This is a genomic window from Pseudomonas sp. WS 5503 (assembly GCF_012985385.1).
GTDB classification, from domain to species: domain Bacteria; phylum Pseudomonadota; class Gammaproteobacteria; order Pseudomonadales; family Pseudomonadaceae; genus Aquipseudomonas; species Aquipseudomonas paracarnis.
In genome coordinates this window covers 1-25,696 of sequence record NZ_JAAQWI010000018.1, presented here as the reverse complement: position 1 = coordinate 25,696, position 25,696 = coordinate 1, and the positions used below count along the sequence as shown (strand labels likewise).

Annotated in this window: 24 protein-coding genes and 1 pseudogene; 11 read left to right on the top strand and 14 right to left on the bottom strand. The window is 59.3% G+C overall.

Annotated elements, in window-relative coordinates:
- Window positions 1–8 precede the first annotated feature (8 nt).
- Window positions 9–893 (top strand): EamA family transporter, encoded by an 885-nt coding sequence (locus HBO10_RS30600; RefSeq protein ID WP_000058717.1) that lies wholly within the window; start codon window positions 9–11, stop codon window positions 891–893.
- Between the two features lie 31 nt (window positions 894–924).
- Here HBO10_RS30600 and tet(A) read toward each other — a convergent pair whose 3' ends face one another.
- Complete coding sequence (gene tet(A) / locus HBO10_RS30595) at window positions 925–2,124, bottom strand: tetracycline efflux MFS transporter Tet(A) (RefSeq protein WP_000804064.1); 1,200 nt, start codon at window positions 2,122–2,124, stop codon at window positions 925–927.
- A gap of 105 nt (window positions 2,125–2,229) precedes the next feature.
- Here tet(A) and tetR(A) point away from each other — a divergent pair, with 105 nt between their 5' ends.
- On the top strand, window positions 2,230–2,880 hold the full coding sequence (gene tetR(A), locus HBO10_RS30590; RefSeq protein ID WP_000164043.1) for a tetracycline resistance transcriptional repressor TetR(A): 651 nt from the start codon (window positions 2,230–2,232) through the stop codon (window positions 2,878–2,880).
- A gap of 31 nt (window positions 2,881–2,911) precedes the next feature.
- Here the strand turns inward: tetR(A) and HBO10_RS30585 are convergent, their stop codons facing one another.
- The 6 genes from HBO10_RS30585 to HBO10_RS30555 all read right to left on the bottom strand — a co-directional run bounded on the left by HBO10_RS30585 (window position 2,912) and on the right by HBO10_RS30555 (window position 11,523).
- Window positions 2,912–3,154, bottom strand: a complete 243-nt coding sequence (locus tag HBO10_RS30585) for a transposase (RefSeq protein ID WP_000844627.1) — start codon at window positions 3,152–3,154, stop codon at window positions 2,912–2,914.
- A 57-nt stretch (window positions 3,155–3,211) separates the two neighbouring features.
- A complete protein-coding gene (locus tag HBO10_RS30580) occupies window positions 3,212–6,178 on the bottom strand; it encodes a Tn3-like element TnAs1 family transposase (protein ID WP_169904217.1) in 2,967 nt (988 codons plus the stop codon).
- A gap of 3 nt (window positions 6,179–6,181) precedes the next feature.
- Window positions 6,182–6,742 carry a recombinase family protein gene (locus HBO10_RS30575; protein WP_001161490.1) on the bottom strand — a complete coding sequence of 187 codons (561 nt, stop codon included), beginning with the start codon at window positions 6,740–6,742 and terminating at the stop codon, window positions 6,182–6,184.
- Window positions 6,743–7,629: 887 nt separating this feature from the next.
- Window positions 7,630–9,129 (bottom strand): Fic family protein, encoded by a 1,500-nt coding sequence (locus HBO10_RS30565; RefSeq protein WP_078465731.1) that lies wholly within the window; start codon window positions 9,127–9,129, stop codon window positions 7,630–7,632.
- A gap of 546 nt (window positions 9,130–9,675) precedes the next feature.
- The gene (locus HBO10_RS30560; RefSeq protein ID WP_078465732.1) at window positions 9,676–10,947 is read right to left on the bottom strand and encodes a phospholipase D family protein; all 1,272 of its coding nucleotides are present in this window, start codon (window positions 10,945–10,947) and stop codon (window positions 9,676–9,678) included.
- Window positions 10,948–11,166: 219 nt separating this feature from the next.
- A complete protein-coding gene (locus HBO10_RS30555) occupies window positions 11,167–11,523 on the bottom strand; it encodes a hypothetical protein (RefSeq protein ID WP_078465733.1) in 357 nt (118 codons plus the stop codon).
- Between the two features lie 287 nt (window positions 11,524–11,810).
- Between HBO10_RS30555 and HBO10_RS30550 the strand changes: the two genes are divergently transcribed.
- Both HBO10_RS30550 and HBO10_RS30545 read left to right on the top strand, forming a co-directional pair.
- A complete protein-coding gene (locus HBO10_RS30550; RefSeq protein WP_153045938.1) occupies window positions 11,811–12,236 on the top strand; it encodes a hypothetical protein in 426 nt (141 codons plus the stop codon).
- A gap of 349 nt (window positions 12,237–12,585) precedes the next feature.
- Window positions 12,586–13,125 carry an RNA chaperone Hfq gene (locus HBO10_RS30545; RefSeq protein WP_169904216.1) on the top strand — a complete coding sequence of 180 codons (540 nt, stop codon included), beginning with the start codon at window positions 12,586–12,588 and terminating at the stop codon, window positions 13,123–13,125.
- Window positions 13,126–13,172: 47 nt separating this feature from the next.
- Here the strand turns inward: HBO10_RS30545 and merR are convergent, their stop codons facing one another.
- On the bottom strand, window positions 13,173–13,571 hold the full coding sequence (gene merR, locus HBO10_RS30540; protein WP_003089120.1) for an Hg(II)-responsive transcriptional regulator: 399 nt from the start codon (window positions 13,569–13,571) through the stop codon (window positions 13,173–13,175).
- 74 nt (window positions 13,572–13,645) lie between these two features.
- Here merR and HBO10_RS30535 point away from each other — a divergent pair, with 74 nt between their 5' ends.
- From HBO10_RS30535 to HBO10_RS30525, 3 genes are read left to right on the top strand one after another with little or no spacing between them, the layout of a single operon-like run.
- A complete protein-coding gene (locus HBO10_RS30535) occupies window positions 13,646–13,996 on the top strand; it encodes a mercuric transporter MerT family protein (protein WP_003089115.1) in 351 nt (116 codons plus the stop codon).
- A 12-nt stretch (window positions 13,997–14,008) separates the two neighbouring features.
- The gene (gene merP, locus HBO10_RS30530; protein WP_003150552.1) at window positions 14,009–14,284 is read left to right on the top strand and encodes a mercury resistance system periplasmic binding protein MerP; all 276 of its coding nucleotides are present in this window, start codon (window positions 14,009–14,011) and stop codon (window positions 14,282–14,284) included.
- A gap of 7 nt (window positions 14,285–14,291) precedes the next feature.
- Complete coding sequence (locus HBO10_RS30525; RefSeq protein WP_003089113.1) at window positions 14,292–14,504, top strand: GDCCVxC domain-containing (seleno)protein; 213 nt, start codon at window positions 14,292–14,294, stop codon at window positions 14,502–14,504.
- 12 nt (window positions 14,505–14,516) lie between these two features.
- Here the strand turns inward: HBO10_RS30525 and HBO10_RS30520 are convergent, their stop codons facing one another.
- From HBO10_RS30520 to HBO10_RS30510, 3 genes are read right to left on the bottom strand one after another with little or no spacing between them, the layout of a single operon-like run.
- Window positions 14,517–17,510 carry a Tn3 family transposase gene (locus HBO10_RS30520; protein ID WP_169904215.1) on the bottom strand — a complete coding sequence of 998 codons (2,994 nt, stop codon included), beginning with the start codon at window positions 17,508–17,510 and terminating at the stop codon, window positions 14,517–14,519.
- 3 nt (window positions 17,511–17,513) lie between these two features.
- Window positions 17,514–17,924, bottom strand: a complete 411-nt coding sequence (locus HBO10_RS30515) for a putative toxin-antitoxin system toxin component, PIN family (RefSeq protein WP_003150546.1) — start codon at window positions 17,922–17,924, stop codon at window positions 17,514–17,516.
- The gene (locus tag HBO10_RS30510; protein WP_003089107.1) at window positions 17,924–18,163 is read right to left on the bottom strand and encodes a ribbon-helix-helix domain-containing protein; all 240 of its coding nucleotides are present in this window, start codon (window positions 18,161–18,163) and stop codon (window positions 17,924–17,926) included. The genes HBO10_RS30515 and HBO10_RS30510 overlap by 1 nt, the downstream gene beginning before the upstream one ends.
- Before the next feature lie 248 nt (window positions 18,164–18,411).
- On the opposite strand from HBO10_RS30510, the gene HBO10_RS30500 reads away from it, so the two are divergent.
- From HBO10_RS30500 to istB, 4 genes are all read left to right on the top strand, one after another.
- Window positions 18,412–20,091, top strand: coding sequence for a Mu transposase C-terminal domain-containing protein (locus HBO10_RS30500; protein WP_000179844.1), 1,680 nt, complete (start codon window positions 18,412–18,414; stop codon window positions 20,089–20,091).
- Window positions 20,092–20,093: 2 nt separating this feature from the next.
- Window positions 20,094–20,954: a TniB family NTP-binding protein gene (locus tag HBO10_RS30495; protein ID WP_000344784.1), complete on the top strand. Its 861-nt coding sequence runs from the start codon at window positions 20,094–20,096 to the stop codon at window positions 20,952–20,954.
- 101 nt (window positions 20,955–21,055) lie between these two features.
- Window positions 21,056–22,579: an IS21-like element IS1326 family transposase gene (gene istA / locus HBO10_RS30490; protein WP_001324342.1), complete on the top strand. Its 1,524-nt coding sequence runs from the start codon at window positions 21,056–21,058 to the stop codon at window positions 22,577–22,579.
- Complete coding sequence (gene istB, locus HBO10_RS30485; protein ID WP_000983249.1) at window positions 22,566–23,351, top strand: IS21-like element IS1326 family helper ATPase IstB; 786 nt, start codon at window positions 22,566–22,568, stop codon at window positions 23,349–23,351. Before istA ends, istB begins: the two co-directional genes overlap by 14 nt.
- A 229-nt stretch (window positions 23,352–23,580) precedes the next feature.
- On the opposite strand, the gene HBO10_RS30480 is transcribed toward istB, so the two are convergent.
- The 3 genes and pseudogenes from HBO10_RS30480 to HBO10_RS30470 all read right to left on the bottom strand — a co-directional run.
- Window positions 23,581–24,417 carry an aminoglycoside O-phosphotransferase APH(6)-Id gene (locus HBO10_RS30480; protein ID WP_000480968.1) on the bottom strand — a complete coding sequence of 279 codons (837 nt, stop codon included), beginning with the start codon at window positions 24,415–24,417 and terminating at the stop codon, window positions 23,581–23,583.
- Window positions 24,417–25,220 (bottom strand): aminoglycoside O-phosphotransferase APH(3'')-Ib, encoded by an 804-nt coding sequence (aph(3'')-Ib, locus tag HBO10_RS30475; RefSeq protein WP_001082319.1) that lies wholly within the window; start codon window positions 25,218–25,220, stop codon window positions 24,417–24,419. The genes HBO10_RS30480 and aph(3'')-Ib overlap by 1 nt, the downstream gene beginning before the upstream one ends.
- A 65-nt stretch (window positions 25,221–25,285) precedes the next feature.
- A pseudogene (locus HBO10_RS30470) lies at window positions 25,286–25,570 on the bottom strand (recombinase family protein); the annotation flags it as partial.
- Window positions 25,571–25,696: the final 126 nt, after the last annotated feature.

Here is a 25,696-nt window from a genome sequence, read left to right as displayed (position 1 = left end):
GTAATCGCATGTCATTACGCACGCCCGATTTATTGTTCACAGCGATAGCACCTGCCATTTGGGGCAGCACCTACATTGTCACCACCCAATACCTGCCGAACTTCTCACCGATGACGGTCGCGATGCTGCGGGCGTTGCCGGCGGGTTTATTGCTCGTGATGATCGTCCGACAGATTCCAACGGGAATCTGGTGGATGCGCATCTTCATCCTCGGCGCACTTAATATTTCGCTATTCTGGAGCTTGTTGTTTATTTCGGTCTACCGCCTGCCGGGCGGGGTCGCGGCGACGGTAGGCGCTGTGCAGCCGCTGATGGTCGTGTTCATCTCTGCCGCTCTGCTAGGTAGCCCGATACGATTGATGGCGGTCCTGGGGGCTATTTGCGGAACTGCGGGCGTGGCGCTGTTGGTGTTGACACCAAACGCAGCGCTAGATCCTGTCGGCGTCGCAGCGGGCCTGGCGGGGGCGGTTTCCATGGCGTTCGGAACCGTGCTGACCCGCAAGTGGCAACCTCCCGTGCCTCTGCTCACCTTTACCGCCTGGCAACTGGCGGCCGGAGGACTTCTGCTCGTTCCAGTAGCTTTAGTGTTTGATCCGCCAATCCCGATGCCTACAGGAACCAATGTTCTCGGCCTGGCGTGGCTCGGCCTGATCGGAGCGGGTTTAACCTACTTCCTTTGGTTCCGGGGGATCTCGCGACTCGAACCTACAGTTGTTTCCTTACTGGGCTTTCTCAGCCCGGGGACCGCCGTGTTGCTAGGATGGTTGTTCTTGGATCAGACGCTGAGTGCGCTTCAAATCATCGGCGTCCTGCTCGTGATCGGGAGTATCTGGCTGGGCCAACGTTCCAACCGCACTCCTAGGGCGCGTATAGCTTGCCGGAAGTCGCCTTGACCCGCATGGCATAGGCCTATCGTTTCCACGATCAGCGATCGGCTCGTTGCCCTGCGCCGCTCCAAAGCCCGCGACGCAGCGCCGGCAGGCAGAGCAAGTAGAGGGCAGCGCCTGCAATCCATGCCCACCCGTTCCACGTTGTTATAGAAGCCGCATAGATCGCCGTGAAGAGGAGGGGTCCGACGATCGAGGTCAGGCTGGTGAGCGCCGCCAGTGAGCCTTGCAGCTGCCCCTGACGTTCCTCATCCACCTGCCTGGACAACATTGCTTGCAGCGCCGGCATTCCGATGCCACCCGAAGCAAGCAGGACCATGATCGGGAACGCCATCCATCCCCGTGTCGCGAAGGCAAGCAGGATGTAGCCTGTGCCGTCGGCAATCATTCCGAGCATGAGTGCCCGCCTTTCGCCGAGCCGGGCGGCTACAGGGCCGGTGATCATTGCCTGGGCGAGTGAATGCAGAATGCCAAATGCGGCAAGCGAAATGCCGATCGTGGTCGCGTCCCAGTGAAAGCGATCCTCGCCGAAAATGACCCAAAGCGCGGCCGGCACCTGTCCGACAAGTTGCATGATGAAGAAGACCGCCATCAGGGCGGCGACGACGGTCATGCCCCGGGCCCACCGGAACGAAGCGAGCGGGTTGAGAGCCTCCCGGCGTAACGGCCGGCGTTCGCCTTTGTGCGACTCCGGCAAAAGGAAACAGCCCGTCAGGAAATTGAGGCCGTTCAAGGCTGCCGCGGCGAAGAACGGAGCGTGGGGGGAGAAACCGCCCATCAGCCCACCGAGCACAGGTCCCGCGACCATCCCGAACCCGAAACAGGCGCTCATGAAGCCGAAGTGCCGCGCGCGCTCATCGCCATCAGTGATATCGGCAATATAAGCGCCGGCTACCGCCCCAGTCGCCCCGGTGATGCCGGCCACGATCCGCCCGATATAGAGAACCCAAAGGAAAGGCGCCGTCGCCATGATGGCGTAGTCGACAGCAGCGCCGGCCAGCGAGACGAGCAAGACCGGCCGCCGCCCGAAACGATCCGACAGCGCGCCCAGCACAGGTGCGCAGGCAAATTGCATCAACGCATACAGCGCCAGCAGAATGCCATAGTGGGCGGTGACGTCGTTCGAGTGAACCAGATCGCGCAGGAGGCCCGGCAGCACCGGCATAATCAGGCCGATGCCGACAGCGTCGAGCGCGACAGTGCTCAGAATTACGATCAGGGGTCTGTTGGGTTTCACGTCTGGCCTCCGGACCAGCCTCCGCTGGTCCGATTGAACGCGCGGATTCTTTATCACTGATAAGTTGGTGGACATATTATGTTTATCAGTGATAAAGTGTCAAGCATGACAAAGTTGCAGCCGAATACAGTGATCCGTGCCGCCCTGGACCTGTTGAACGAGGTCGGCGTAGACGGTCTGACGACACGCAAACTGGCGGAACGGTTGGGGGTTCAGCAGCCGGCGCTTTACTGGCACTTCAGGAACAAGCGGGCGCTGCTCGACGCACTGGCCGAAGCCATGCTGGCGGAGAATCATACGCATTCGGTGCCGAGAGCCGACGACGACTGGCGCTCATTTCTGATCGGGAATGCCCGCAGCTTCAGGCAGGCGCTGCTCGCCTACCGCGATGGCGCGCGCATCCATGCCGGCACGCGACCGGGCGCACCGCAGATGGAAACGGCCGACGCGCAGCTTCGCTTCCTCTGCGAGGCGGGTTTTTCGGCCGGGGACGCCGTCAATGCGCTGATGACAATCAGCTACTTCACTGTTGGGGCCGTGCTTGAGGAGCAGGCCGGCGACAGCGATGCCGGCGAGCGCGGCGGCACCGTTGAACAGGCTCCGCTCTCGCCGCTGTTGCGGGCCGCGATAGACGCCTTCGACGAAGCCGGTCCGGACGCAGCGTTCGAGCAGGGACTCGCGGTGATTGTCGATGGATTGGCGAAAAGGAGGCTCGTTGTCAGGAACGTTGAAGGACCGAGAAAGGGTGACGATTGATCAGGACCGCTGCCGGAGCGCAACCCACTCACTACAGCAGAGCCATGTAGACAACATCCCCTCCCCCTTTCCACCGCGTCAGACGCCCGTAGCAGCCCGCTACGGGCTTTTTCATGCCCTGCCCTAGCGTCCAAGCCTCACGGCCGCGCTCGGCCTCTCTGGCGGCCTTCTGGCGCTCCTGCTGCGGCGTCCGCTCGTGGGCCGTGGCGCGGGTCCGCGCGCCGGCCTCGTGCGCCTGGCGCTCGCGGGCGAGGTCCAGGGCGGCCGTCTTCACGTTCTGCCTTGCGCAGATGAGATAGGGGAGCCCGCAGAATTCGGAAAAAATCGTACGCTAAGGTTTTCCGGGCATCCGTAAGGGCCGAAACTTCCCGTCTTCCAGTCTGCGGCTCTGCCGCCAGACGTAATCGCCGGTTAGGTTGATGTGCTCCCAGCCCAGCGGCGACAGGAATTGCAGCAGCTCGCCGTCCACCGGCTTGCCGGCCTCGACCAACCCCTGGGTGGCGCGTTCCAGGTACACCGTGTTCCACAGCACGATAGCCGCCGTCACCAGGTTGAGGCCGCTGGCCCGGTAGCGCTGCTGCTCGAAGCTCCGATCCCTGATTTCCCCAAGGCGGTTGAAGAACACCGCCCTGGCCAGCGAGTTGCGCGCCTCACCTTTGTTCAGGCCGGCATGCACGCGGCGGCGCAGTTCAACACTTTGCAGCCAGTCCAGGATGAACAGCGTGCGCTCGATCCGGCCCAGCTCGCGCAGGGCCACGGCCAGTCCGTTCTGGCGCGGGTAGCTGCCGAGCTTGCGCAGCATCAGCGAGGCGGTGACGGTGCCCTGCTTGATCGAGCTGGCCAGGCGCAGGATGTCGTCCCAGTGGGCACGCACGTGCTTGATGTTCAGGGTGCCGCCGATCAGCGGGCGCAACGTCGGGTAGGCTTGCACGCCCTGCGGCACGTACAGCTTGGTTTCGCCGAGGTCGCGGATGCGCGGCGCGAAGCGGAAGCCTAGCAGGTGCATCAGGGCAAAGACGTGATCGGTGAAGCCGGCCGTGTCGGTGTAGTGCTCCTCGATCCGCAGGTCGGACTCGTGGTACAGCAGGCCGTCGAGCACATAGGTGGAATCGCGGACGCCGACATTCACCACGCGGGTGCTGAACGGCGCGTACTGGTCGGAGATATGGGTATAGAACAGCCGTCCCGGCTCGCTACCGTACTTCGGGTTGACGTGCCCGGTTCTCTCGCCCCGGCCACCCGCGCGGAAGCGCTGGCCATCGGAGGATGAGGTCGTGCCGTCGCCCCAGTGGGCGGCAAAGGCGTGGCGATACTGGTGGTTGACCAGCTCGGCCAAGGCCGCCGAATAGGTTTCGTCGCGGATGTGCCAGGCTTGCAGCCAGGACAGCTTGGCGTAGGTCAGGCCGGGGCTCGACTCGGCCATCTTGGTCAGCCCGAGGTTGATCGCATCACCGAGGATTGCGGACAGCAGCAACGTCCTGTCTTTGGCCTCGGCCCCGTCCTTCAAGTGGGTGAAGTGGCGGCTGAAGCCCGTCCAGTCGTCCACGTCCATCAGCAGTTCGGTGATCTTGATGCGCGGCAGTAACTGGCTGGTTTGGTCGATCAGCGCCTGCGCCCGATCCGGCACCGCCGCATCCAGCGGGGTGATTTTCAGCCCTGACTCGGTGAGGATGGCATCGGGCAGCTCGTTGTCCTTGGCCAGGCGGGTGACGGTGGCCAACTGCTCGTCCAGCAGCTGCAAACGCTCTTCCAGGTACTGGTCGCTGTTCGGGTTGATCGCCAGGGGCAGGGCCTGCTCGCGCTTGAGTGCGGCGAACTTCTCGGCCGGCAGCAGGTAGTCGTCGAAGTCGCGGAACTGCCGCGAGCCCTTGACCCAGATGTCGCCGGAGCGCAGGGCGTTCTTCAGCTCGGACAGGGCGCAGATTTCGTAGAATTTCCGGTCGAGGCCTTCCGGGGTGATCACCAGCGGCTTCCAGCGCGGCTTGATGAAGGCCGTGGGTGCATCGGCCGGCACCTTGCGCAGGTTGTCGGCGTTCATCTCACGCAGGGTCTGCACGGCTGCCAGCACGCCTTGCGCGGCCGGCGCGGCGCGCAGTTCCAGCACCTCCAGCAAGGCCGGCGTGTAACGGCGCAGGGTGGCGAAGTTCTCGCCGACCAGGTGCAGGTGGTCGAAGCCTTCCGGCCGGGCCAGCAGCTCGGCCTCGCTGACGCTCTCGGTGAACTCGTCCCAGGGAATCACCGCCTCGATGGCGGCATAGGGGTCGCTGCCGCTTTCCTTCGCTTCCAGCAGCGCCTGGCCGATCCTGGAGTACAGGCGCACCTTGTCGTTGATCGCCTTGCCCTGCTTCTGGAACTGCTGCTGATGCTTGTGCTTCGCGCCGCTGAACAGCTTGACCAGGATGCGGTCATGCAGATCGACCAGCTCATCGATCACGGTCGCGGTGCTCTCCAGCACCACGGCGGCCAGGGTCGCGTAGCGGCGCTGCGGCTCGAACTTACCGAGGTCTTTGGGCGTCATCTGCCCACCCTCGCGGGCCAGCTTGAGCAGGCGGTTCTGGTGGATGTGCCGGCCCAGGCCTTCGGGCAAGTCCACCAACTGAAATGTCTTCAGCCGCTCGATGTGTTCCAGCATGTGCCGAGAGTTGGGTTTCAGCGGTGCCTGGCGCAGCCAGGTCAACCAGGTGATGCTGCTGCCGGCCTTGAGCTTCAACAGCTCGTCCAGCTTGGCCCGATGCGAGTCCGTGAGTGGTTCGACCAGGGCGCGGTAGACCCGCCGATTGGCTCGCGCAATGGCTTCCGAGCAGGCCCGGTCAATCACGCTCAGCGCCGGCAGGATGCGTCGTTTCTGCCGTAGGCTCTCCAGGGCCTGACCGGCCAGCAGCAAGCCTTTGTCGGTCTGCTGGGCCAGCTCGGTTAGCTCGCGCACCAGGGCGCGGAAGTCGGACAGGCCGAACGGGGCCAGTTGCAGGTAGGTGCGCAGTTCCTGGGCATGCTCGCGACGGGTCACGTCGCGCTCGCCGTACTTTGCCCAGCTCGCCGGCTCGGCCTGGACTTGCTTCGCCACCCACAGGATGACCGGCTCGGGCAGCTCGCTGTCGGTTCCCAGCGCGTAACCGGGGTAGCGCAGCAGGCAGAGCTGCACGGCGAAGCCGAGGCGGTTGGCGTCGCCGCGTCGCTGGCGGATCAGCGACAGGTCGGAGTCGTTGAAGGTGTAGTAGCGGATCAGGTCATCCTGGCTTTCCGGCAGCGCAAGCAGGGTGTCCCGCTCCGTGGCCGAGAGGATCAAGCGACGCGGCATGTGTCAGTCGTCCGTGCGGAGGTACTGGTAGAGGGTTTCCCGGCTGATGTTGAACTCGCGGGCAAGCTGCGCCTTGGGCTCGCCGGCCGTCGCTCGCTGCCGCAGGGTAGCAGCCTGCTCATCGGACAGGGCTTTCTTGCGGCCCCGGTACGCGCCACGCTGCTTGGCCAAGGCGATGCCCTCACGCTGCCGCTCGCGGATCAGGGCGCGCTCGAACTCAGCGAAGGCCCCCATCACCGACAGCATCAGGTTGGCCATCGGCGAGTCCTCGCCAGTGAACACCAGGCCCTCCTTCAGGAACTCGATGCGCACGCCGCGCTGAGTCAGCTTCTGTACCAAGCGACGCAGGTCATCGAGGTTGCGGGCCAGCCGATCCATGCTGTGCACCACCACTGTATCGCCTTCGCGGACGAAGCTCAGCAGCGCTTCGAGCTGGGGGCGCTGGGTGTCCTTGCCCGATGCCTTGTCGGTGAACACCTTGCTCACCTGGGTTTGTTCCAGCTGGCGTTCCGGGTTCTGGTCAAAGCTGCTGACCCGGACGTAGCCGATGCGGTGCCCCTGCACGATGTCTCCTTGGTTGAAGGCGGCTTAAGTGCACTTTCTGTTCCGTTGTGCCTCAAAGCCCATTTCTGTCAGGCTGAAATCTATAACCTTCGCGGGCATGTGTCAAAAAATGGGAAAGCAGACTCTATTCTGACGAAGCGGCGCGGCCCTGCCTGACATCAAGTTAGGGTATACCCCATTCGGACACCGACTACACAACCTAAGGGCTTGCAGGCTGTCAGCAGGGCTTATCGTACGATTTTTTCCGTTTTCTCTATGCCCCCCCAAACCGAATATCTCCATATAACCAATTTTCTCGGGTTTTATGCCAAAACCGACCTAAAACGAAACATCATAGCAGGGGGAGATCTGCTTCATCTGGCGCACCTCCTAACATCTCCAAAACCCTAATTCCCCCAGATTTGCTGGGCCTGAACCTACCCACCATTCTGATTAACCGCTTTTCCTTTCTTTCCTTTGCCTGGCTGTCGCCAGGCCCTTTTCTTTCTGCTTCTCCCCCAGCTTTTCCTGTGCGGGGTGCACCTGGGCCGGCCGGGTAGGACGCTTTTAAAGGAAGAGCGTTTCACAGGAGATGTAACAGGTAGTTCGAGGGGTGCCATAGGAAAATAGGGCCGCTTTGCTATGATGTTATTTATTTGGTGGTAACGCTTTGGGTGGCACTGTCGCCAGGTGTAGCCACGAAATAAAGTCTGTCGCAGAGCATTTGAATGCTGTCGCTGAAATCCGCCGCTTACCCTATAAATCAGAGCCTTAGGTGCGTTGAATGGCGCGATGCATTGGGTGCCTCAACACCGGTTTCCGACAGACTTTATTTAGTAGGTCACACGGCAAGGCGTGGTTCAGGGGGCCGAGAATGCTATGTACCCTGGGTTAAGGTTTGGGCTGAACTATTCGTCGTCGGGCTCTGTGTAGGCTTCTGCCAGAAGGGCCTGGGCGTGACCTTCCAGGAAGTCGAAAACCTCCTCTTGGATATACCCGTTGTATTGCTTGCGCCGACCCTTTGATACGACCCCGTTCTGGTCTAAGCACTGCATAATCAGCTTACTCAAGAGGTTGCCGCGCACGTCATAGTTGTCATTAACCACCTTGAGCAAGGTGTCGTATCGTTGCAAATACTCAGTTTCTTCCCTAAGTTCGACTTCCAATGCCCGCTTGGCCATTTCCAGCGTGAAGGCCACACACTCAGTCGCATCCCAGTAGCGATATAGGCTTGGGTCGCCGGTGAAGTTAAGCGACATGTTGTCGGCATCGATCCAACGAACGTCCCAGAATTGCCGTGCAGGTTTTGAGAAGCTCTGCAGAGCTTCTAGATAGCGTTGCTCCTCTCGTTTCATGGCCACGGAGACAGGAAGTAACAAGCCGTTCTCCAGCGCACCACTGCAGCACAATGCCTGGTGTATCAAGAAGCGCGACAGTCGCCCATTCCCATCCATGAAGGGGTGCAAGAAGACGAACCCGAATGAGGCAATGCCGGCGGCCACCAGCGGGTCAAGCTCCAAGGGTGCACGGTTTGCGAAGGCCATGAGTTCGAACATCAGCTCCCGGCAAAGATCTGGAGGGGGGGGGATATAGGTGACCCCCGCCGCTCCTCGAAAGGAGTTGGTCAGGTGGTTTTGTTCATGCCGGAAGGCCACCGCCCATTCGAGCGGTTGGGAAATCGCATTGTTTTGCAAAGAAACCAAGTAGTCTTCGGTAAGCGGCTGGCGGTCATGTGCCTGGCGCAGTAATTGAACAAAACGCTCTGACTTCTGCTGGCTTGGTGCTTCCTTTTCAATCGCAAATGAAGAATCTGTTTCGCTCAGGTACGCCCAGTTTATGGCGCGATCCATCATTTCCTTAGGCAAGGAGGCAATGAACTCTTTCGAACGGCCGAGAATGTCGTATTCAAGCAGGGCCTGAACCTCAGGCGTGCGTTCTACCGTCGCGCAATATTGGAGCGTCCCAAGACCATTGAAGTCCACGCGCCAGCGGTTGTTTCGCACCGATGGGCCCGTGATGTACCGCTCTGGATCAAACAGCAGGACGCCAGGGCCCCGAGGCTTGTCCGTGTAGTCCAGTAATAAGTCGGAATAGGCTTCCCAGAGGAAGCAGACTTTGCGCAGATAGCCGCTGCTGGGAGATTGGGTTATGGCCTCGACAAGGATTCGAGCTTCAATGCGAGGCAGAGCCTGCGCCAAAATAGAGAGGTTGACGCCCTCATGTTTGAGCGCAAAGATGATGTGGGCGAGAAAATCCCCAGCCTCCGGCGCAACCGCCTGCGGTACTGCAAGCGCGCCGTTGATCCGCTCAATGCGGGTGACGGGTTGAACGAGTGCTGGGTTCTTTACCCCGATAGCCTTCAGCCTCATCTCATTGATCAAATGGGCGTAACCCACCATATTTCCCATTATTCCCCCTGTCTTTGGCTAGATTTTTTTAACAGAGCCAGAATTTTCTTAAAATATGCCCAGATCACTCAGAAAATATTAACCGAAAATGGGCGCAGAACCACGTTTTTTAGGTCTTTCGCATATCGGCGCGACGGGAATCTGTGTAGTGGTCGTCGTGTGTTTACCTGTCGGCTGTATTACGGCAACGATTTAAGCATGGCAGCCTGACATCAGCGAAAAGAGGGCTGGTAACGTGTTTTGTTTCGCGTCCTGCCAGGCCCAAGTCTCGGTTGCTCGGCTAAGCAACTTTCACAGCGTTGATGTGCAGGACATAAGCGCCGGAGCGCAGTCCCATGATTGGAACCTCCGCAGCCGGAGTTTGCAGTCACACCCGGCGCAGCGTGGCGGCTCAATCCTCACTCAGTCACTGGCGCTGCCCCCGAATTGACTCAGTGGCCGATGCCAAGCTGACACTGCCCGATTCAGTGAGTCGGACATATGCTGACAGGGATAGTCCGGATGGCTCGCTTTGGGAGCGGTCGAGCGTCGAGTGGTTGGTCTGGCCTAAACCCGGACGTTGTGCCCTAGAAATTTCAGGGACTTGGCCATCCTGCTGTTGATTGGAGGCGCCTCGTGAGGCTTGACCATCCCGACAAGCTCCAATGAGCAGAACTTCCCAATTTTGGACAGTCTGTAGTTCTCAGACCACAGCAAGTCACAGATCCTGACGGCAAAGTCGTCCTTCCCATATAGGAGATGTGTAAGGCTTGCTTTCACCCGGGTGACGTCGCCGCCGTTGTCCTTCCAAAAGACCACAGGTAGCTGAGCCAAGCCCCCGCGGGTAAACCGTAGTAACTCCGAGAAGGCATGCACCTGCAGCAGTCCCTCTGTAAGCAGCTCCTGACTGCTTTGACCTATAGCCTCAGGTGATCCAAACACCTGGTGCAGAAGGTTTTGTGAACTTACGTAGCCGGACTCAATACGGGGATCCCTCGTATCTACCCACGCTTGAGAGATCGACGCCAATTTTGTAAGCCGCGCCGCCGGGTCCAGCTCCGGCGCTTCCTTCCAGGTTTCATCATCGAGAATCAGAGTAAGGCGACACCAGTTTAGGAACCTGTTGGTTTCAGCCGAAATATCCAAACTAGCGAGCTCAGGTCGACGATACCCACCACTCTCCAAGAATGAGGCAACCTCACGAAACGCGGGCATGTACTGGCTGTAAATGAGCTTTTGCATGTCAGCCAGGAATAGGCGCTGTGGTGATTTCTTTTCACTACCTACCAAAACGTTGGTAGGCGTGACGGGGGCCAGGCCCTTGTCGAACAGGGCGTCTGCAGAGGGCAACTTCTTTGCCGATTCCCAGATAATTCGAAACTTGCTGAGCTCTGCCGGCGTCAATATGGCTGCATCATCCCAAAGCTCGGCGAAATGCAGTAGCAGCGCAGCTATGCGAGCCTCGTCGTGGGGCTGATCCAGCGTGATCGTTGCTTCGCGGTTTTGGACCAGTCCTCCCTGAGTGAGATTCGCTGATCCAAGCATTGCCTGATTGTCATCTCCAATGAAAACCTTTGAGTGGAAGCCATCTGTGAAGTAATGCACCGTACAGTTGGGTTCGGCGACAACCTTCGCCAGTTCGCCTGGATGAGTTGCCGAGTTGAGGCCAACTAGAAGCTGTACGGTCGCACCGCGGCGCGCGGCCTTGATAATCTCATCAGATCGATTGAAATACGGCGCAGCGAGCCTTAGCACTGAAGCGGATTCAAGTAGGAGACTATAGGCCGAAAGGACGTAGTCCTTGGAAGGCCCATTGGTGTGGACGGGAAAGGTGGGCATGCCGAAAACCTAGCTGCTGTGAACAGCCAGTTTACATGGGCCGCTAGTTACCGCAGAAAAACGAAGTCAGGACCCTCCGTAAGCTGGAGGGGGTGCTATCCAGCAGGGCTAGGACTAAATTCAATAATTGATGGCTCGCATATCTGACTAGATCGAGTGAGAGGCGACATGAGCCTGAAAAGTGAAGACCCATGCGCCAATGGACATTTAGGTGGCCTGTCAGAGGGCCTTCGTTGAGATAGTGCTCTCAACACCCTTGGTGTTGGAGGCTTCGGGGTAACAGTCACGCATGGCCTGATTCATAGCTGCCGACGTGCTCTTAGTTCCCAGTGTCTGGGCCAATGCAGCACACATTGAGGCTTTGCCAGCTGGTGTCAGGTATTGGCTGAGCTGGATGCCCGGGGCAGTAATTTCAGAAAGCTCTTCCTTGGTAGCTGCAACAGCCTTTACTGTGGCTACCTTTGCAACAGGGGCCTCCTGGTGCAGCATCACCGTAGTGAGCGACTCGGCGCTGGAATACAGAGACATGGCCAAGGCAACAGGTTGAGCGAGAGCTCCGATCATCGATACTAACATTGGCATTCCTTTAGGCTGGGCACCAAGCCCGCATATTGATTGAGCCACAGTCCAGCAATGGCTATTTATGACGGTTCGCTTGAGGCCGGCGGTAACGAGTTCCCGCACGGAGAGACAAGCGCTTCAGGCGATGCTGAAGGTCTTAGAGGAGAATAACCGGGCAAATTTAGCCAGCAACCCGAAACACCCCAACCAAATTCGAGATTGAGGTTTGGGTTGCGGACAGCTGGGTTAGCTTGAGAATCTCGGGGAGCCGTAGGCCACAATCCGACAGCACGCGAGGTCCGATGATCATTGCATTCCAGCCATACCTAGAGCGCCGGCGTAATCAGAAATCAACGACACCATTGAGTTCGATTGATTCACAGAGTGCTGAGCCAAAATCCGATGTTGCACTAGTCGACTCGGATCAGTTCAGGACGCCATTTGATGATGCTCCAGAGTCGTATAGAGACGGGTTCAAGTCTCTTTGGGTACGGGTGCACAAAACCATTGGACCTAGGGATTGCTCACCGAACGAAACTGAACGGCGTTTAGGTATGGTTTCAAACCAAGCCCTTTACATGATGGAGGACTGGCCTGAGGGGCTGAAGTCCTTCATATGGAAAAAATACGGCGAAGGCTGCGTCCCATACTGCGACCTGATTGAACTGATCTTGATTATTGATAGCCTTGCTGCGTCGGTTACGCCAAGGCCACGCGATCCATTCTGAGGTGCCGTAGCAAAGCCCGTGCGACGCGGGTTGCAGCCAATTGATCTACACTGTGTGTACGACATTTCCTACGAATAATAGGTATATTGTTTGTAGGAGCCGAACCTTCAGCCTTGACCAATACCTAAGCCACAGCACGGCTGGTAATCACCTCACTGAAGAATTTTTAGTTTTGACGGAATACCACCAAAAACTGTGGATGTGTGGCCATTTGCCGTGCCCAATTCGCGGCGCGCACTGTTATGCCATCACTTTCGGTCGTATTATGTGTGCATTGACGTTCACAGGTGTCCATATGCAGGTGTCCATATGAACGATGGCCAGAAAAATTAGCGACCAGGACGGCCGCATGACGAACGAGCATTCCGATCGAGCTATACCCCAACACGATCGGTCGACAAATGAGCAGGATCGTTTTTTAGATTATTGTCAGCGCAACGAAATTCTAATCAAGGTCTACCTCGACTCAGGTCGAGCGTTGCAGGGGAAGATCGTGGATCACGACCGGAAGTGCATTCTCCTAGGCGCAACGCGCGTAGAGAAAATCCCTAAGATGATCCCGAAGTCCTACATTGCTCTCGTTCGCGCAGAAGAAATATTGCCACTTTTCCTTGAGTACAAAGGGAGAGGGAATCACATCACCCGTAAAAAAGCGCGCAAGAAAAAGAAAGCCGAGATGCTTGCAAGCGCACAGGTGGGCACTGCACCAATTCGCAAACCAAGACCTGCCCTTTGCGGGAAAGCCAGTCCAACACCAACAGTCCCGAAAAAGGCACCGGGCGCAGTGGAGGTGACGGTGAAGAAGACTATGAGGTCGAAGATGGTCGCCCCAAAAGATAAACCGTGGGGTTTGGGGAGCAATGGAACCAAAAACCAACGTAAGCTCTGAATCCCACCGTAAAGGGGCTTTCCGATCTCCAGCTCACCCGCCAGGCATTACTCTCTGATCAGTGCCTCGATGATCGGGCAGATCGTTCCGCCGTCTCCCGCATCACATTGCTGCACCAGTTCGCCTAACAGTTGCTGCATGACGACCAAGTCGGCCATCTTCTGCTCGATCAACGCGAGCTTGCGTGCAGCCCGTGCTCGCGTTTCGGCACAGGCGCACGACTCATCCAGCGTCAGCAGTCCACCGACTTCCGAGAGCGTGAAACCCAGCGCCTGAGCCCGCTTGATGAAACGCAGTCGCTTCACCATGTCCACCGGATAGCGCCGATGGCCACCCAAGGGTTTGGCTGGTTCATCCAGCAGCCCGCGTCGCTGGTAGTAGCGGATCGTCTCGACGTTCACCCCGGCGGCGTCTGCCAGCTTGCCAATGGTCAGCTCTGTGGCCATCACTTTCTCCTTGATTCCGTACTTTGGTACGGAGTTTAGAATAGCACCTAGGCAATCAGGCTCAGGAGATGGGAATGGGGATGCAACTCACCGGGAAAGGCTCGCTGGTCGCGAGTTCGCTGACCGCCATCGGTGCGTCGGTGTGCTGTGTCGGGCCACTGGTGCTGTTGGCACTCGGTGTCGGCGGTACGTGGGTGGGCGCTCTGACCATGATGGAGCCACTACGCCCCCTCTTCATCGGGTTGACTCTACTGTTCCTGGGATTGGCATTCCGCAAGCTCTACCTGGTGCCACAGGTTTGTACGCCAGGTACACCCTGCGCCGATCCGCGCACGCTCGTGCGACAGCGACTCGTGTTCTGGATCGTCAGCGTGCTGCTGCTCGGCCTATTGGCCGTGCCGTGGCTCGCCCCGCTGTTCTACTGAAGGAGATTAACCATGCGCAAACTGCTGATCGCCGTGCTTTTCGCCTTGCCCTTCGTGGCGCTGGCGGCTCCCCCGAAAACCGTCACGCTCGACGTGCAGAACATGACGTGCGGACTCTGTCCGATCACGGTCAAGAAGTCGCTGGAGAAGGTGTCCGGCGTGAGTGACGTCCAGGTCAATTTCGACCAGAAGACGGCGACCGTCACCTACGATCCCGATAAGGCCCAGCCCGAGGCACTGACTGAGGCGACCGCGAACGCGGGATACCCCTCCACAGTGCAGAAGTGAGGTCACGATGAGCGCCATTGTCCTTGAGTCCGTGCTGACTTGCCCGCGCTGCGGCTTCGCCAAGCCGGAAACCATGCCCACGGACGCCTGCCAGTTCTATTACGAGTGCAGCAACTGCAAGGCGCTGCTGCGCCCCAACCCAGGGGATTGCTGCGTTTTCTGTTCGTTCGGCTCGGTGAAGTGCCCGCCGATCCAGCAGCAGCTTGGGTGTTGCTCATAGCGTTTAGGGGGATCACAGGTCGTCGTCTGGATTACGCAGTGGCCGCAGCTCGCCGCGCGCAACTTCTTCCGGTACCGCAAAGGAATACCGCCCGAGCATGTTGATGTGCTCGTAGATCAGCGGCGATAGCCGGGCCAAATCCTCTTCCAGCACTGGATAGCCGTGCTGCTTGAGCCGTTCCACGGCCGCCGTCATGTAGAGGGTGTTCCACAGCACGATGATGTTCACCACCAGGCCCAGAGCACCGAGCTGGTCTTCCTGGCCTTCGCGGTAGCGCTGGCGGAGCTCGCCGCGTTTGCCGTGGAACACGGCGCGGGCCAGGCTGTGCCGGCCTTCGCCTCGGTTCAACTGGGTCAGGGTGGCGCGGCGCTTGGACTCGTCGTCGATATAGGTCAACGTGTGCAGAGTCTTTTCGATCCGCCCGAATTCGGCCAGCGCCTGGGCCAGCCGGGTGGGTCTATCTCCCGTTTGCAGCGTGCGCATGATGCCAGTCGCCGGCACCCGGCCGAGTTTGAGCGAGCCGGCCAGGCGCAGCAGGTCGTCCCAGTGCTCGGCGATCAGGTCGAGTTTGACCGACTGGCGGGCCAGCCCGTTGAGCTTGCCGTAGTCCGCGTCCGGGCGCGTGCGCCAGAAGCGGGTACCGCCGACATCGGCCAGCCGCGGACTGAAGTGGTAGCCAAGTAGGCGGAAGAGCCCGAACACCACATCGCTGTAGGCCCCGGTGTCGGTCATGATTTGCGTCGGCTGCAACTCGGTCTGCTGTTCCAGCACGACCGCCAGCAACACCAGGCTGTCGCGCAGCGTGCCGGGCACGGTGATGGCGTTGAGGCCGGAGAATTGGTCGGAAATCAGGTTGTACCAGGTGACACCCCGGCCGGTGCCGAAATACTTCGGATTGGGGCCGGCATGCACGGTGCGCACCGGTACGACGAAGCGCATGCCATCGGCGGAGGCGACCTCGCCGCCACCCCAGACTTGGGCCAGTTCCAGTTGGCTTTGCGCTCCGACCAGGATGGCGTTAGCCGCTGACAGGGTGTCGTCGCGGATATAATTCTGGCTGACCCAGGACAGCCGGTCACGGCGCAGCGCCGGGTTGTCGGTGCGGATCAAGGGCTCCAGGCCGGTGTTGCAGGCCCCGCCCAACAGCACCGCGCAGAGGCTGGTGACCAGGTTGTCGGCGCGTGCATTGCGTTCGGAGACATGGGTGAAGGCCTCGGAAAAGCCAGTGCGGGCGGCGATTTCCAAGAGGATTTCCGGCAGATCGACACGCGGCATCAGGTCAGACACGGCCGCCCGCAGTTGCAGCAACGAGCAGGGCTCGTCCAGCTTGTCCAGCGCCCCGAGCGACAGTTCGGTCTTGCCCTCGGTGTTCTCGCTCAGTTGAATCGCCGGGTTGTCGGGCAGGCGCGCGGCTACTGCCAGCCAGGTTGCATCCAGCTCGACGGACAAGGCGTCCAGGGTGGTTTTGGCGTCGATGGTCAGGCCCAGTGACCGGCAGATGATCGGTCGCGCCGCCAGCCATTCGGCACCGTCGAGCAGGCCAAGGCGCGGGTCGGCATAGCGCCAACTGGGCGAGACGAAGACATCGCGGCGGCGCAGGGCCGTGCGCAGCGCATCGAGCGTGCAGAACACATAGGCACCCATGTCGAGGGAGCCATCTTCGCGGGTGATGTGCTTCTGCCAAGCCTTGGCCACGATCTCCTGCGGCGCGTCATCCTCTGTCTTCCGGCGCGGCAGGTTCAGTTGCAGCCACTCCAGACTAGCCGCCACGCCCTTGCCGGCCGGGCTGAAGCCGAAGCGGATGTGCTTGAGCAGGTCGGGCAGGAAGCGGCGCACGCTGCGGTAGCGCGCTTCCAATGCAAGAAAATAGACGTCATCTACCGGGCGGATCAGCGCGTTGACCTCTTCCAGGGCCTTTTCCAGGGTGGTCCTCGGCAGGTCGTTGAACAGCCGGGCGCGCACGTTGTCATCGCTGATCGAGCTGTCCAGCACGACCTTGCACGCGGCGGCGAGCGTCGCGGCCGACCGATCCAGGTCTTTCAGGCTGCGCATGCGGGCTTTCTTGTCGGCCTTCTCCGCGTTGCTGAACAGGTCGCGCAGCAAGGCCTCCAGGACTTCCAGTGCGTCGTCGTGCGCAGTCGCCTCCAGGCAGAGTGCGAAGGCCACCAGTGTCGCCATCCGCCGCGACGCCGGCAGCCGATTAATCGCGGTGACCTTGGCCGTGTTGGCGAAGCGGGCCAGGGCGGCGATACGGCTGGGAGGGATGTGCGCCGCCGCCGGCAAGGTGATGCCGATGCCGCGCACGTCATCGAGCCGGCGCAGTGCCCGAATCAACGCGGGGCCACTGACCATGACCGGGCCGGAGCGCAATTGATCCAGCCGGGAGCTGCGGTTGCCTTCGGCCACCGTCAGCAAGTCTTGCAGTTGCAATCGCTGTTCCTCAGTCACGCTGCGGCCCAGCGTAAACCAGAGGCGTTCTTCGACCCGACTGCGCAACTGGGCGATAAAGCGCTCTAGTTGAGACACACCAGGCAGGAGGACTTTCTGTGTGAACAGCCACGAGGTGGCTCGCTCAAACAGCACTCCCGGCCGGTCGGTGCCCGTCCAGCAGAGGGCATACAGCCAGCGGCTCAAGCGAAAGCCGATGCCCGGATCGGTGAAATGACGATAGCCAAAGCGGTTCTGAATATCGGTGGCATGTATCCAGCGGCGATGATCGCTATAGCGCTGGAGGCAGTCGGGGTCTGGAATCGCCAGTTGTCGGCAAAGCACCTGCAGGACTTCCACCGGCACGGCGGCGGGCTTGTCCGGCAGAACGCCAACGAAGCGGACGGTGGTCAGCAGAACGGCATAACCCAGACGGTTATGGTTACCCCGCAGCACCTGGATGGCTTCACGGTCTTCATCGCTCAGGTGGAAGTAACGTTCCAGCTCTTCACGGCTGGGCGAATCAACATAGCGGCCAAAACCGTCGCGTTGCTCTTGAGTCAGAAAACCGACCGGCATTGATCACAGCACCTCGACGCAGAACACGGCGGGCGTGACGATCCGCGTGCGTTCGATGTGCCCGCGTTGCAGCAGGCCGGCGCGGCGATCACCGGTTACCAGGTAGTCCGCATCGCCCGCCAAGGCCATGGCCAGCAAAAACGAGTCATCCGGATCATCGGCTTCGACCTCGATGGTCAGGCGCTCCAGTACCACAGCCCGTTGCAGGTTATTGATCATGGCGCCCACCTTGGCGGGCTGTAGGATGGCCTGAAGCTTGGGATAGCGGCTGGCTCGACGAATTTCATCGAGTTGCATCCGCGAGGTCACCACCTCGAAACGCGCCGCCCGCCAGGCACGGTAGATCGCATCGGGCGCGCCATGTGGCGAGATCAGGGCGCTGAACAGGATGTTGGTATCCAACACGACCCGCATCAGCGCTTACGTGCCCAGTCGAGCGCTTCGTCAACCGCGTTGGTCAATTCTGCCTCACTCAGATGGGCGTTAGCGGCCTTGGCCTGCTCAGCGCTCAGCTCCAGGATGTGTGCCCGTACCGCTTCTTCGATGAAGCGCGACAGGTCGCCCTTACGGCCGCCGCCCTGGCTGGCCAGAAACATCCGAAGCGACTGGTCGGTGTCGGCCGAGACGGCGACATTCCAGCGAATGGTATTCATAGCGTTCTCCGCTAATAGGTGTTTGTGTGTTTATACGCCAATCACAAAGGGCGATGCAATGGTTCGACAAAACGAAGGTTTTGCCGAACTCTATCGAGGAATGGCTCTGTCATTTTCAGAAGACGACTGCACCAGTTGATTGGGCGTAATGGCTGTTGTGCAGCCAGCTCCTGACAGTTCAATATCAGAAGTGATCTGCACCAATCTCGACTATGCTCAATACTCGTGTGCACCAAAGCGAGGTGAGCATGGCGACGGACACCCCACGGATTCCAGAACAAGGCGTGGCCACTCTGCCTGATGAGGCTTGGGAGCGTGCGCGCCGTCGTGCGGAGATCATCAGTCCGTTGGCGCAGTCGGAGACGGTCGGGCACGAAGCGGCCGATATGGCGGCTCAGGCGCTGGGCTTGTCTCGGCGCCAGGTATACGTTCTGATCCGGCGTGCCCGGCAAGGCAGCGGCCTCGTGACGGATCTGGTGCCCGGCCAGTCCGGTGGAGGTAAAGGTAAGGGGCGCTTGCCGGAACCGGTCGAGCGCGTCATCCACGAGCTACTGCAAAAGCGGTTCCTGACCAAGCAGAAGCGCAGCCTAGCGGCCTTTCACCGCGAAGTCACTCAGGTGTGCAAGGCTCAAAAACTGCGAGTGCCGGCGCGCAATACCGTGGCCTTACGGATCGCTAGCCTTGACCCGCGCAAGGTCATCCGCCGGCGGGAAGGCCAGGATGCCGCTCGTGACCTACAAGGTGTGGGCGGCGAGCCTCCTGCCGTGACCGCGCCGCTGGAGCAGGTGCAGATAGACCATACGGTCATCGACCTGATCGTGGTCGATGACCGCGACCGGCAACCTATTGGCCGCCCGTACCTGACCCTCGCCATCGACGTGTTCACCCGCTGCGTGCTCGGCATGGTCGTCACGCTGGAAGCGCCGTCTGCCGTTTCGGTTGGCCTGTGCCTCGTGCATGTCGCCTGCGACAAGCGCCCTTGGCTGGAAGGACTGAACGTGGAAATGGATTGGCAGATGAGCGGCAAGCCCTTGCTGCTCTACCTAGACAACGCGGCCGAGTTCAAGAGCGAGGCCCTGCGCCGGGGTTGCGAGCAGCATGGCATCCGGCTGGACTATCGCCCGCTGGGACAGCCGCACTATGGCGGCATCGTGGAACGGATCATCGGCACGGCGATGCAGATGATTCACGACGAACTGCCGGGAACGACCTTCTCCAACCCTGACCAGCGCGGCGACTACGATTCCGAAAACAAGGCCGCCCTGACGCTGCGCGAGCTAGAGCGCTGGCTCACATTGGCGGTCGGCACCTACCACGGTTCGGTGCACAACGGCCTGCTCCAACCGCCGGCCGCGCGCTGGGCCGAGGCCGTGGCGCGTGTCGGCGTACCGGCCGTCGTCACACGCGCTACTTCGTTCCTGGTCGATTTTCTGCCGATCCTCCGGCGCACGCTGACCCGCACCGGCTTTGTCATCGACCACATCCACTACTACGCCGATGCGCTCAAGCCGTGGATTGCGCGGCGTGAACGCTGGCCGTCCTTTCTGATCCGGCGCGATCCGCGCGACATCAGCCGTATCTGGGTCCTGGAACCGGAGGGACAGCATTACCTGGAAATTCCCTACCGTACCTTGTCGCATCCGGCTGTCACCCTCTGGGAACAACGGCAGGCGCTGGCGAAACTGCGGCAGCAAGGGCGCGAACAGGTGGATGAGTCGGCGCTGTTCCGCATGATCGGCCAGATGCGTGAGATTGTGACCAGCGCGCAGAAGGCCACACGCAAGGCGCGGCGTGACGCGGATCGCCGCCAGCACCTCAAGACATCAGCTCGGCCGGACAAGCCCGTTCCGCCGGATACGGATATTGCCGACCCGCAGGCAGACAACTTGCCACCCGCCAAACCGTTCGACCAGATTGAGGAGTGGTAGCCGTGGACGAATATCCCATCATCGACCTGTCCCACCTGCTGCCGGCGGCCCAGGGCTTGGCCCGTCTTCCGGCGGACGAGCGCATCCAGCGCCTTCGCGCCGACCGCTGGATCGGCTATCCGCGCGCAGTCGAGGCGCTGAACCGGCTGGAAGCCCTTTATGCGTGGCCAAACAAGCAACGCATGCCCAACCTGCTGCTGGTTGGCCCGACCAACAATGGCAAGTCGATGATCGTCGAGAAGTTCCGCCGCACCCACCCGGCCAGCTCCGACGCCGACCAGGAGCACATCCCGGTGTTGGTCGTGCAGATGCCGTCCGAGCCGTCCGTGATCCGCTTCTACGTCGCGCTGCTCGCCGCGATGGGCGCGCCGCTGCGCCCACGCCCACGGTTGCCGGAAATGGAGCAACTGGCTCTGGCACTGCTGCGCAAGGTCGGCGTGCGCATGCTGGTGATCGACGAGCTGCACAACGTGCTGGCCGGCAACAGCGTCAACCGCCGGGAATTCCTCAACCTGCTGCGCTTCCTCGGCAACGAACTGCGCATCCCGTTGGTTGGGGTAGGCACGCGCGACGCCTACCTAGCCATCCGCTCCGATGACCAGTTGGAAAATCGCTTCGAGCCGATGATGCTGCCGGTATGGGAGGCCAACGACGATTGCTGCTCACTGCTGGCCAGCTTCGCCGCTTCGCTCCCGCTGCGCCGGCCTTCCCCAATTGCCACGCTGGACATGGCTCGCTACCTGCTCACACGCAGCGAGGGCACCATAGGGGAACTGGCGCACTTGCTGATGGCGGCGGCCATCGTCGCCGTGGAGAGCGGCGAGGAAGCGATCAACCATCGCACACTCAGCATGGCCTGTTGAGTTGCATCTAAAATTGACCCACTTAGGGTAAAGATTTGCGTCGAAATTTGACCCACGTATGACACTGTTTCCCGTCTGGATATGGCGGGAGAAATCAAGGAGTGATAAACGTGGCGATATTGAGCGCAATTCGACGCTGGCATTTTCGCGATGGTGCGTCGATTCGGGAAATAGCCCGACGAAGCGGCCTGTCCAGGAACACCGTTCGCAAGTATTTGCAAAGCAAGGTGGTTGAACCGCAGTACCCAGCGCGAGACAGCGTTGGCAAGTTAAGTCCTTTTGAGCCCAAGTTAAGGCAGTGGCTCTCCACCGAGCACAAAAAGACAAAGAAGCTGCGCAGAAACCTGCGCAGCATGTACCGGGATTTGGTCGCTTTGGGCTTTACCGGGTCTTATGACCGAGTGTGTGCCTTTGCCCGACAGTGGAAAGATTCCGAACAGTTCAAGGCGCAAACCTCGGGCAAGGGTTGTTTCATCCCCTTGCGCTTTGCTTGTGGCGAAGCCTTCCAATTCGATTGGAGTGAGGACTTTGCCCGCATAGCGGGCAAACAGGTCAAACTTCAGATTGCCCAGTTTAAGTTGGCCCACAGCCGGGCCTTTGTGCTTCGGGCTTACTACCAGCAAAAACATGAAATGCTGTTTGATGCCCACTGGCATGCCTTTCAAATCTTCGGTGGCATTCCCAAGCGCGGCATCTACGACAACATGAAGACCGCTGTGGATTCGGTGGGGCGTGGCAAAGAGCGCAGGGTCAATCAGCGGTTCACTGCCATGGTCAGCCACTACCTGTTTGATGCGCAGTTCTGTAATCCAGCATCGGGTTGGGAGAAAGGCCAGATTGAGAAGAACGTGCAGGATTCCCGCCAACGCCTGTGGCAAGGGGCACCAGACTTTCAAAGCCTTGCTGATTTGAATGTGTGGCTTGAGCATCGCTGCAAAGCGCTGTGGTCTGAGCTGCGCCACCCCGAATTGGACCAAACCGTGCAAGAGGCCTTTGCCGATGAACAAGGCGAGTTGATGGCGCTACCCAATGCCTTTGATGCATTCGTGGAGCAAACCAAGCGAGTCACTTCAACCTGCCTTGTTCACCACGAGGGCAATCGCTACAGCGTTCCTGCCAGTTACGCCAACAGGGCCATCAGCCTTCGGATTTATGCAGACAAGCTGGTGATGGCTGCCGAAGGCCAACACATTGCCGAGCATCCAAGATTGTTTGGCAGTGGCCACGCTCGGCGTGGCCACACACAATACGACTGGCACCATTACTTGTCTGTGCTTCAGAAGAAACCTGGGGCGTTGCGCAATGGTGCGCCATTTGCTGAATTGCCACCCGCGTTCAAGAAGCTTCAATCCATCTTGCTGCAACGCCCCGGCGGTGACCGTGACATGGTGGAAATTCTGGCCCTTGTATTGCACCACGATGAAGGTGCGGTACTCAGTGCTGTGGAATTGGCATTGGAGTGTGGCAAGCCATCGAAGGAGCATGTGCTTAATCTGTTGGGACGTTTGACCGAAGAACCTCCACCCAAACCGATTCCAATTCCCAAGGGGTTAAGGCTGACATTGGAACCACAGGCCAACGTGAACCGCTATGACAGTTTAAGGAGAGCCCATGATGCAGCATGAAGGCCATGTGAGAATCCTCAAATCCTTGAAACTCTTTGGCATGGCACACGCCATTGAGGAGTTGGGCAATCAGAATTCACCAGCATTTAATCAAGCCTTGCCCATGCTGGACAGCTTGATTAAAGCTGAAGTGGCAGAGCGTGAAGTACGTTCGGTGAACTATCAATTGCGGGTGGCCAAGTTCCCCGTGTATCGGGACTTGGTGGGCTTTGACTTCAGTCAAAGCCTGGTTAATGAGGCCACGGTCAAACAATTGCACCGGTGCGACTTCATGGAACAAGCCCAGAACGTGGTGCTGATTGGTGGGCCAGGCACAGGCAAGACTCACCTGGCCACAGCCATTGGTACACAAGCAGTGATGCACTTGAACCGACGGGTGCGTTTCTTCTCCACCGTGGATTTGGTCAATGCACTGGAGCAAGAGAAATCATCTGGGCGTCAGGGACAAATCGCAAACCGTCTGTTGTATGCCGATTTGGTGATTCTGGATGAGCTGGGATATTTGCCTTTTAGCCAAACCGGTGGGGCACTGCTGTTTCACCTGCTCTCAAAGCTGTACGAAAAAACCAGCGTGATACTGACCACCAACTTGAGCTTCTCGGAATGGAGCCGAGTGTTTGGCGATGAAAAGATGACAACAGCGTTGTTGGACCGACTAACCCACCACTGCCACATCCTGGAAACCGGCAATGAAAGTTACCGCTTCAAACACAGTTCAACTCAGAATAAGCAGGAGGAAAAACAGACCCGCAAACTGAAAATCGAGACATAATTCTGACAACAAGGGGTGGGTCAAAATTCAATGCAAATCCCGGGTCAAATTTGGGTGCAAATCAACAGATATCGACAACCTCTCGCGCAACCAAGACATCGCGGTCGGACTGCAAGTGATCTTGGGGTCGTTTGCGGGAGAGGGCGAAATCCTACGCTAAGGCTTTGGCCAACGATATTCTCCGGTAAGATTGATGTGTTCCCAGGGGATAGGAGAAGTCGCTTGATATCTAGTATGACGTCTGTCGCACCTGCTTGATCGCGGCCGCGATAGCTAGATCGCGTTGCTCCTCTTCTCCATCCGCGTTCCAAGCTGCGGAAAGGCACCCATAAGCGTACGCCTGGTCGAGCAGGCGACGCGGATCGACGTCCAGCGCACGAGAGAATGCGTCCGCCATCTGTGCAATGCGTCTAGGATCGAGACAAAGGTCGTCTCTGTCAGCCGGATCGTAGAACATATTGGCGGCGCCAAAGCCCACTTCACCGACCAGACCGACGGGATCTATCACCAGCCAGCCGCGACTGGAGAACATGATGTTTTCATGATGCAGATCGCCATGTAGCCCACGCAGTTCCGAGGCATTGCTCATCATTTGATCGGCTATAATCGCCGCGTGGACGTAGTCAGTTTGACAACCTGCGTTTTGATCATCGCGCGCCCGCTGAAACAAAGCTGCAAAGCGATCCCGGATCGGGAGAAGGGCAGAAGGCAGGGGTTCCTCAGATGCGGCATACAGCTTCGCCATTAGTTCCGCTGCAATTTCGGTCGCCTGGTAGTCGCCGTGCTCGGCAACGATGTGAGAGAGCATTCGCTCCCCGGCATATTCGAGCAACATCAGATTGTTCTCACGACCGAGCAACCGGACTGCTCCCCTCCCATTGCGCCATACCAGATAGTCGGCCCCGCGCAGTTCATCAGCAATGTCTTCTATAGGTTTCAATCCCTTGACGATTGCAGGAGTCCCGTCTGGCAATGAAACTTTCCAAACGAGGCTGGAAAAGGTGTCCGCAATGAGAACAGGTTGCGAAACGTGCCAATGAGCAGGAAAAACAGGCGGCATGAACATCAACCCCAAGTCAGAGGGTCCAATCGCAGATAGAAGGCAAGGCGTTCGCGGTCGGGGGCTTCGATCCCCAATACATTGAATAGGACAGCGAAGGCGCGCTCTGCTTCATCTGGCGCTGCCCAGTTCTCTTCGGCGTTAGCAATCATGAGTGCCAAATCGGCATAGCGATCTGCTGTTCCGAGCCGCCCAAGGTCGATCAGACCCGTGCATTGAAGAGTTTTAGGGTCCACCATGAAGTTCGGCATGCAGGGATCACCATGGCAAACAACCATATCGGTGCGCTCTTGGTCGAGCCGCACCGGTAGCTCTCGTTCGACACGAGCCAAAAGATCGAGCTGCGGCGTACTCTTGTCCTCGTCCGGTAAGAAGTCGGGATTGACGGCATTGCGGGACACCACATCAACGGCGCGTCCGAACATTCGCGACAGCCTGCGCTCAAACGGACATTGATCAACCGATAGGCTGTGAACAGCGCCAAGTTGCTGCCCCATTGACGGCCACGCTTTGAGCAAATCCGCTCCAGACAGATCAGCCGCCGGTACTCCCGGAATTGCCGTTATCACCAAGCATGCACCCTCCTGTTCCTCCTGCCAGTTGATCACCTCGGGGCAAGCCACACCTCGACCTTTGAGCCAAATGAGGCGGTCACGCTCTCCAGCGAGCTCACCGCGGCGGGAAGCAGGTGCGATTTTCGCGAAGGCATGCCCGTCACCACGTCGAAAAACAAAATCACCAGATTCTCCGCCTCTGACAGGCAACCAGTCAGAATGCGATTCACCAAAAAAAATATTAGTTCGATTCAATGGAGGTTCCTTCAGTTTTCTGATGAAGCGCGGAGGTGGCTCAACCTGCGAAAAGAAACGAGTTGCTACGTAAGTCCGAGAACATGCTTTCCATGGTCTCTGAGCTCGCCTTTGGGACCGACATATCGGTAGAGAGTGACGCGCTCGATGCCGAGTTCCTTGCAGAGATCGGAAACTGAAGTATCGCGCTGGGCCATGGCGGCTTGCGCGAGACGCACCTGAGCTTTGGTGAGCGCGAATTTTCGTCCGCCCTTGCGACCGCGCGCTCTCGCGGAGGCGAGACCCGCCATGGTGCGCTCTCGGATCAGATCCCGCTCGAACTCGGCCAAGGTGGCGAAGATTCCGAACACGGCACTGTTGCAAAGTTAGCGATGAGGCAGCCTTTTGTCTTATTCAAAGGCCTTACGTTTCAAAAACTCTGCTTACCAGGCGCATTTCGCCCAGGGGATCACCATAATAAAATGCTGAGGCCTGGC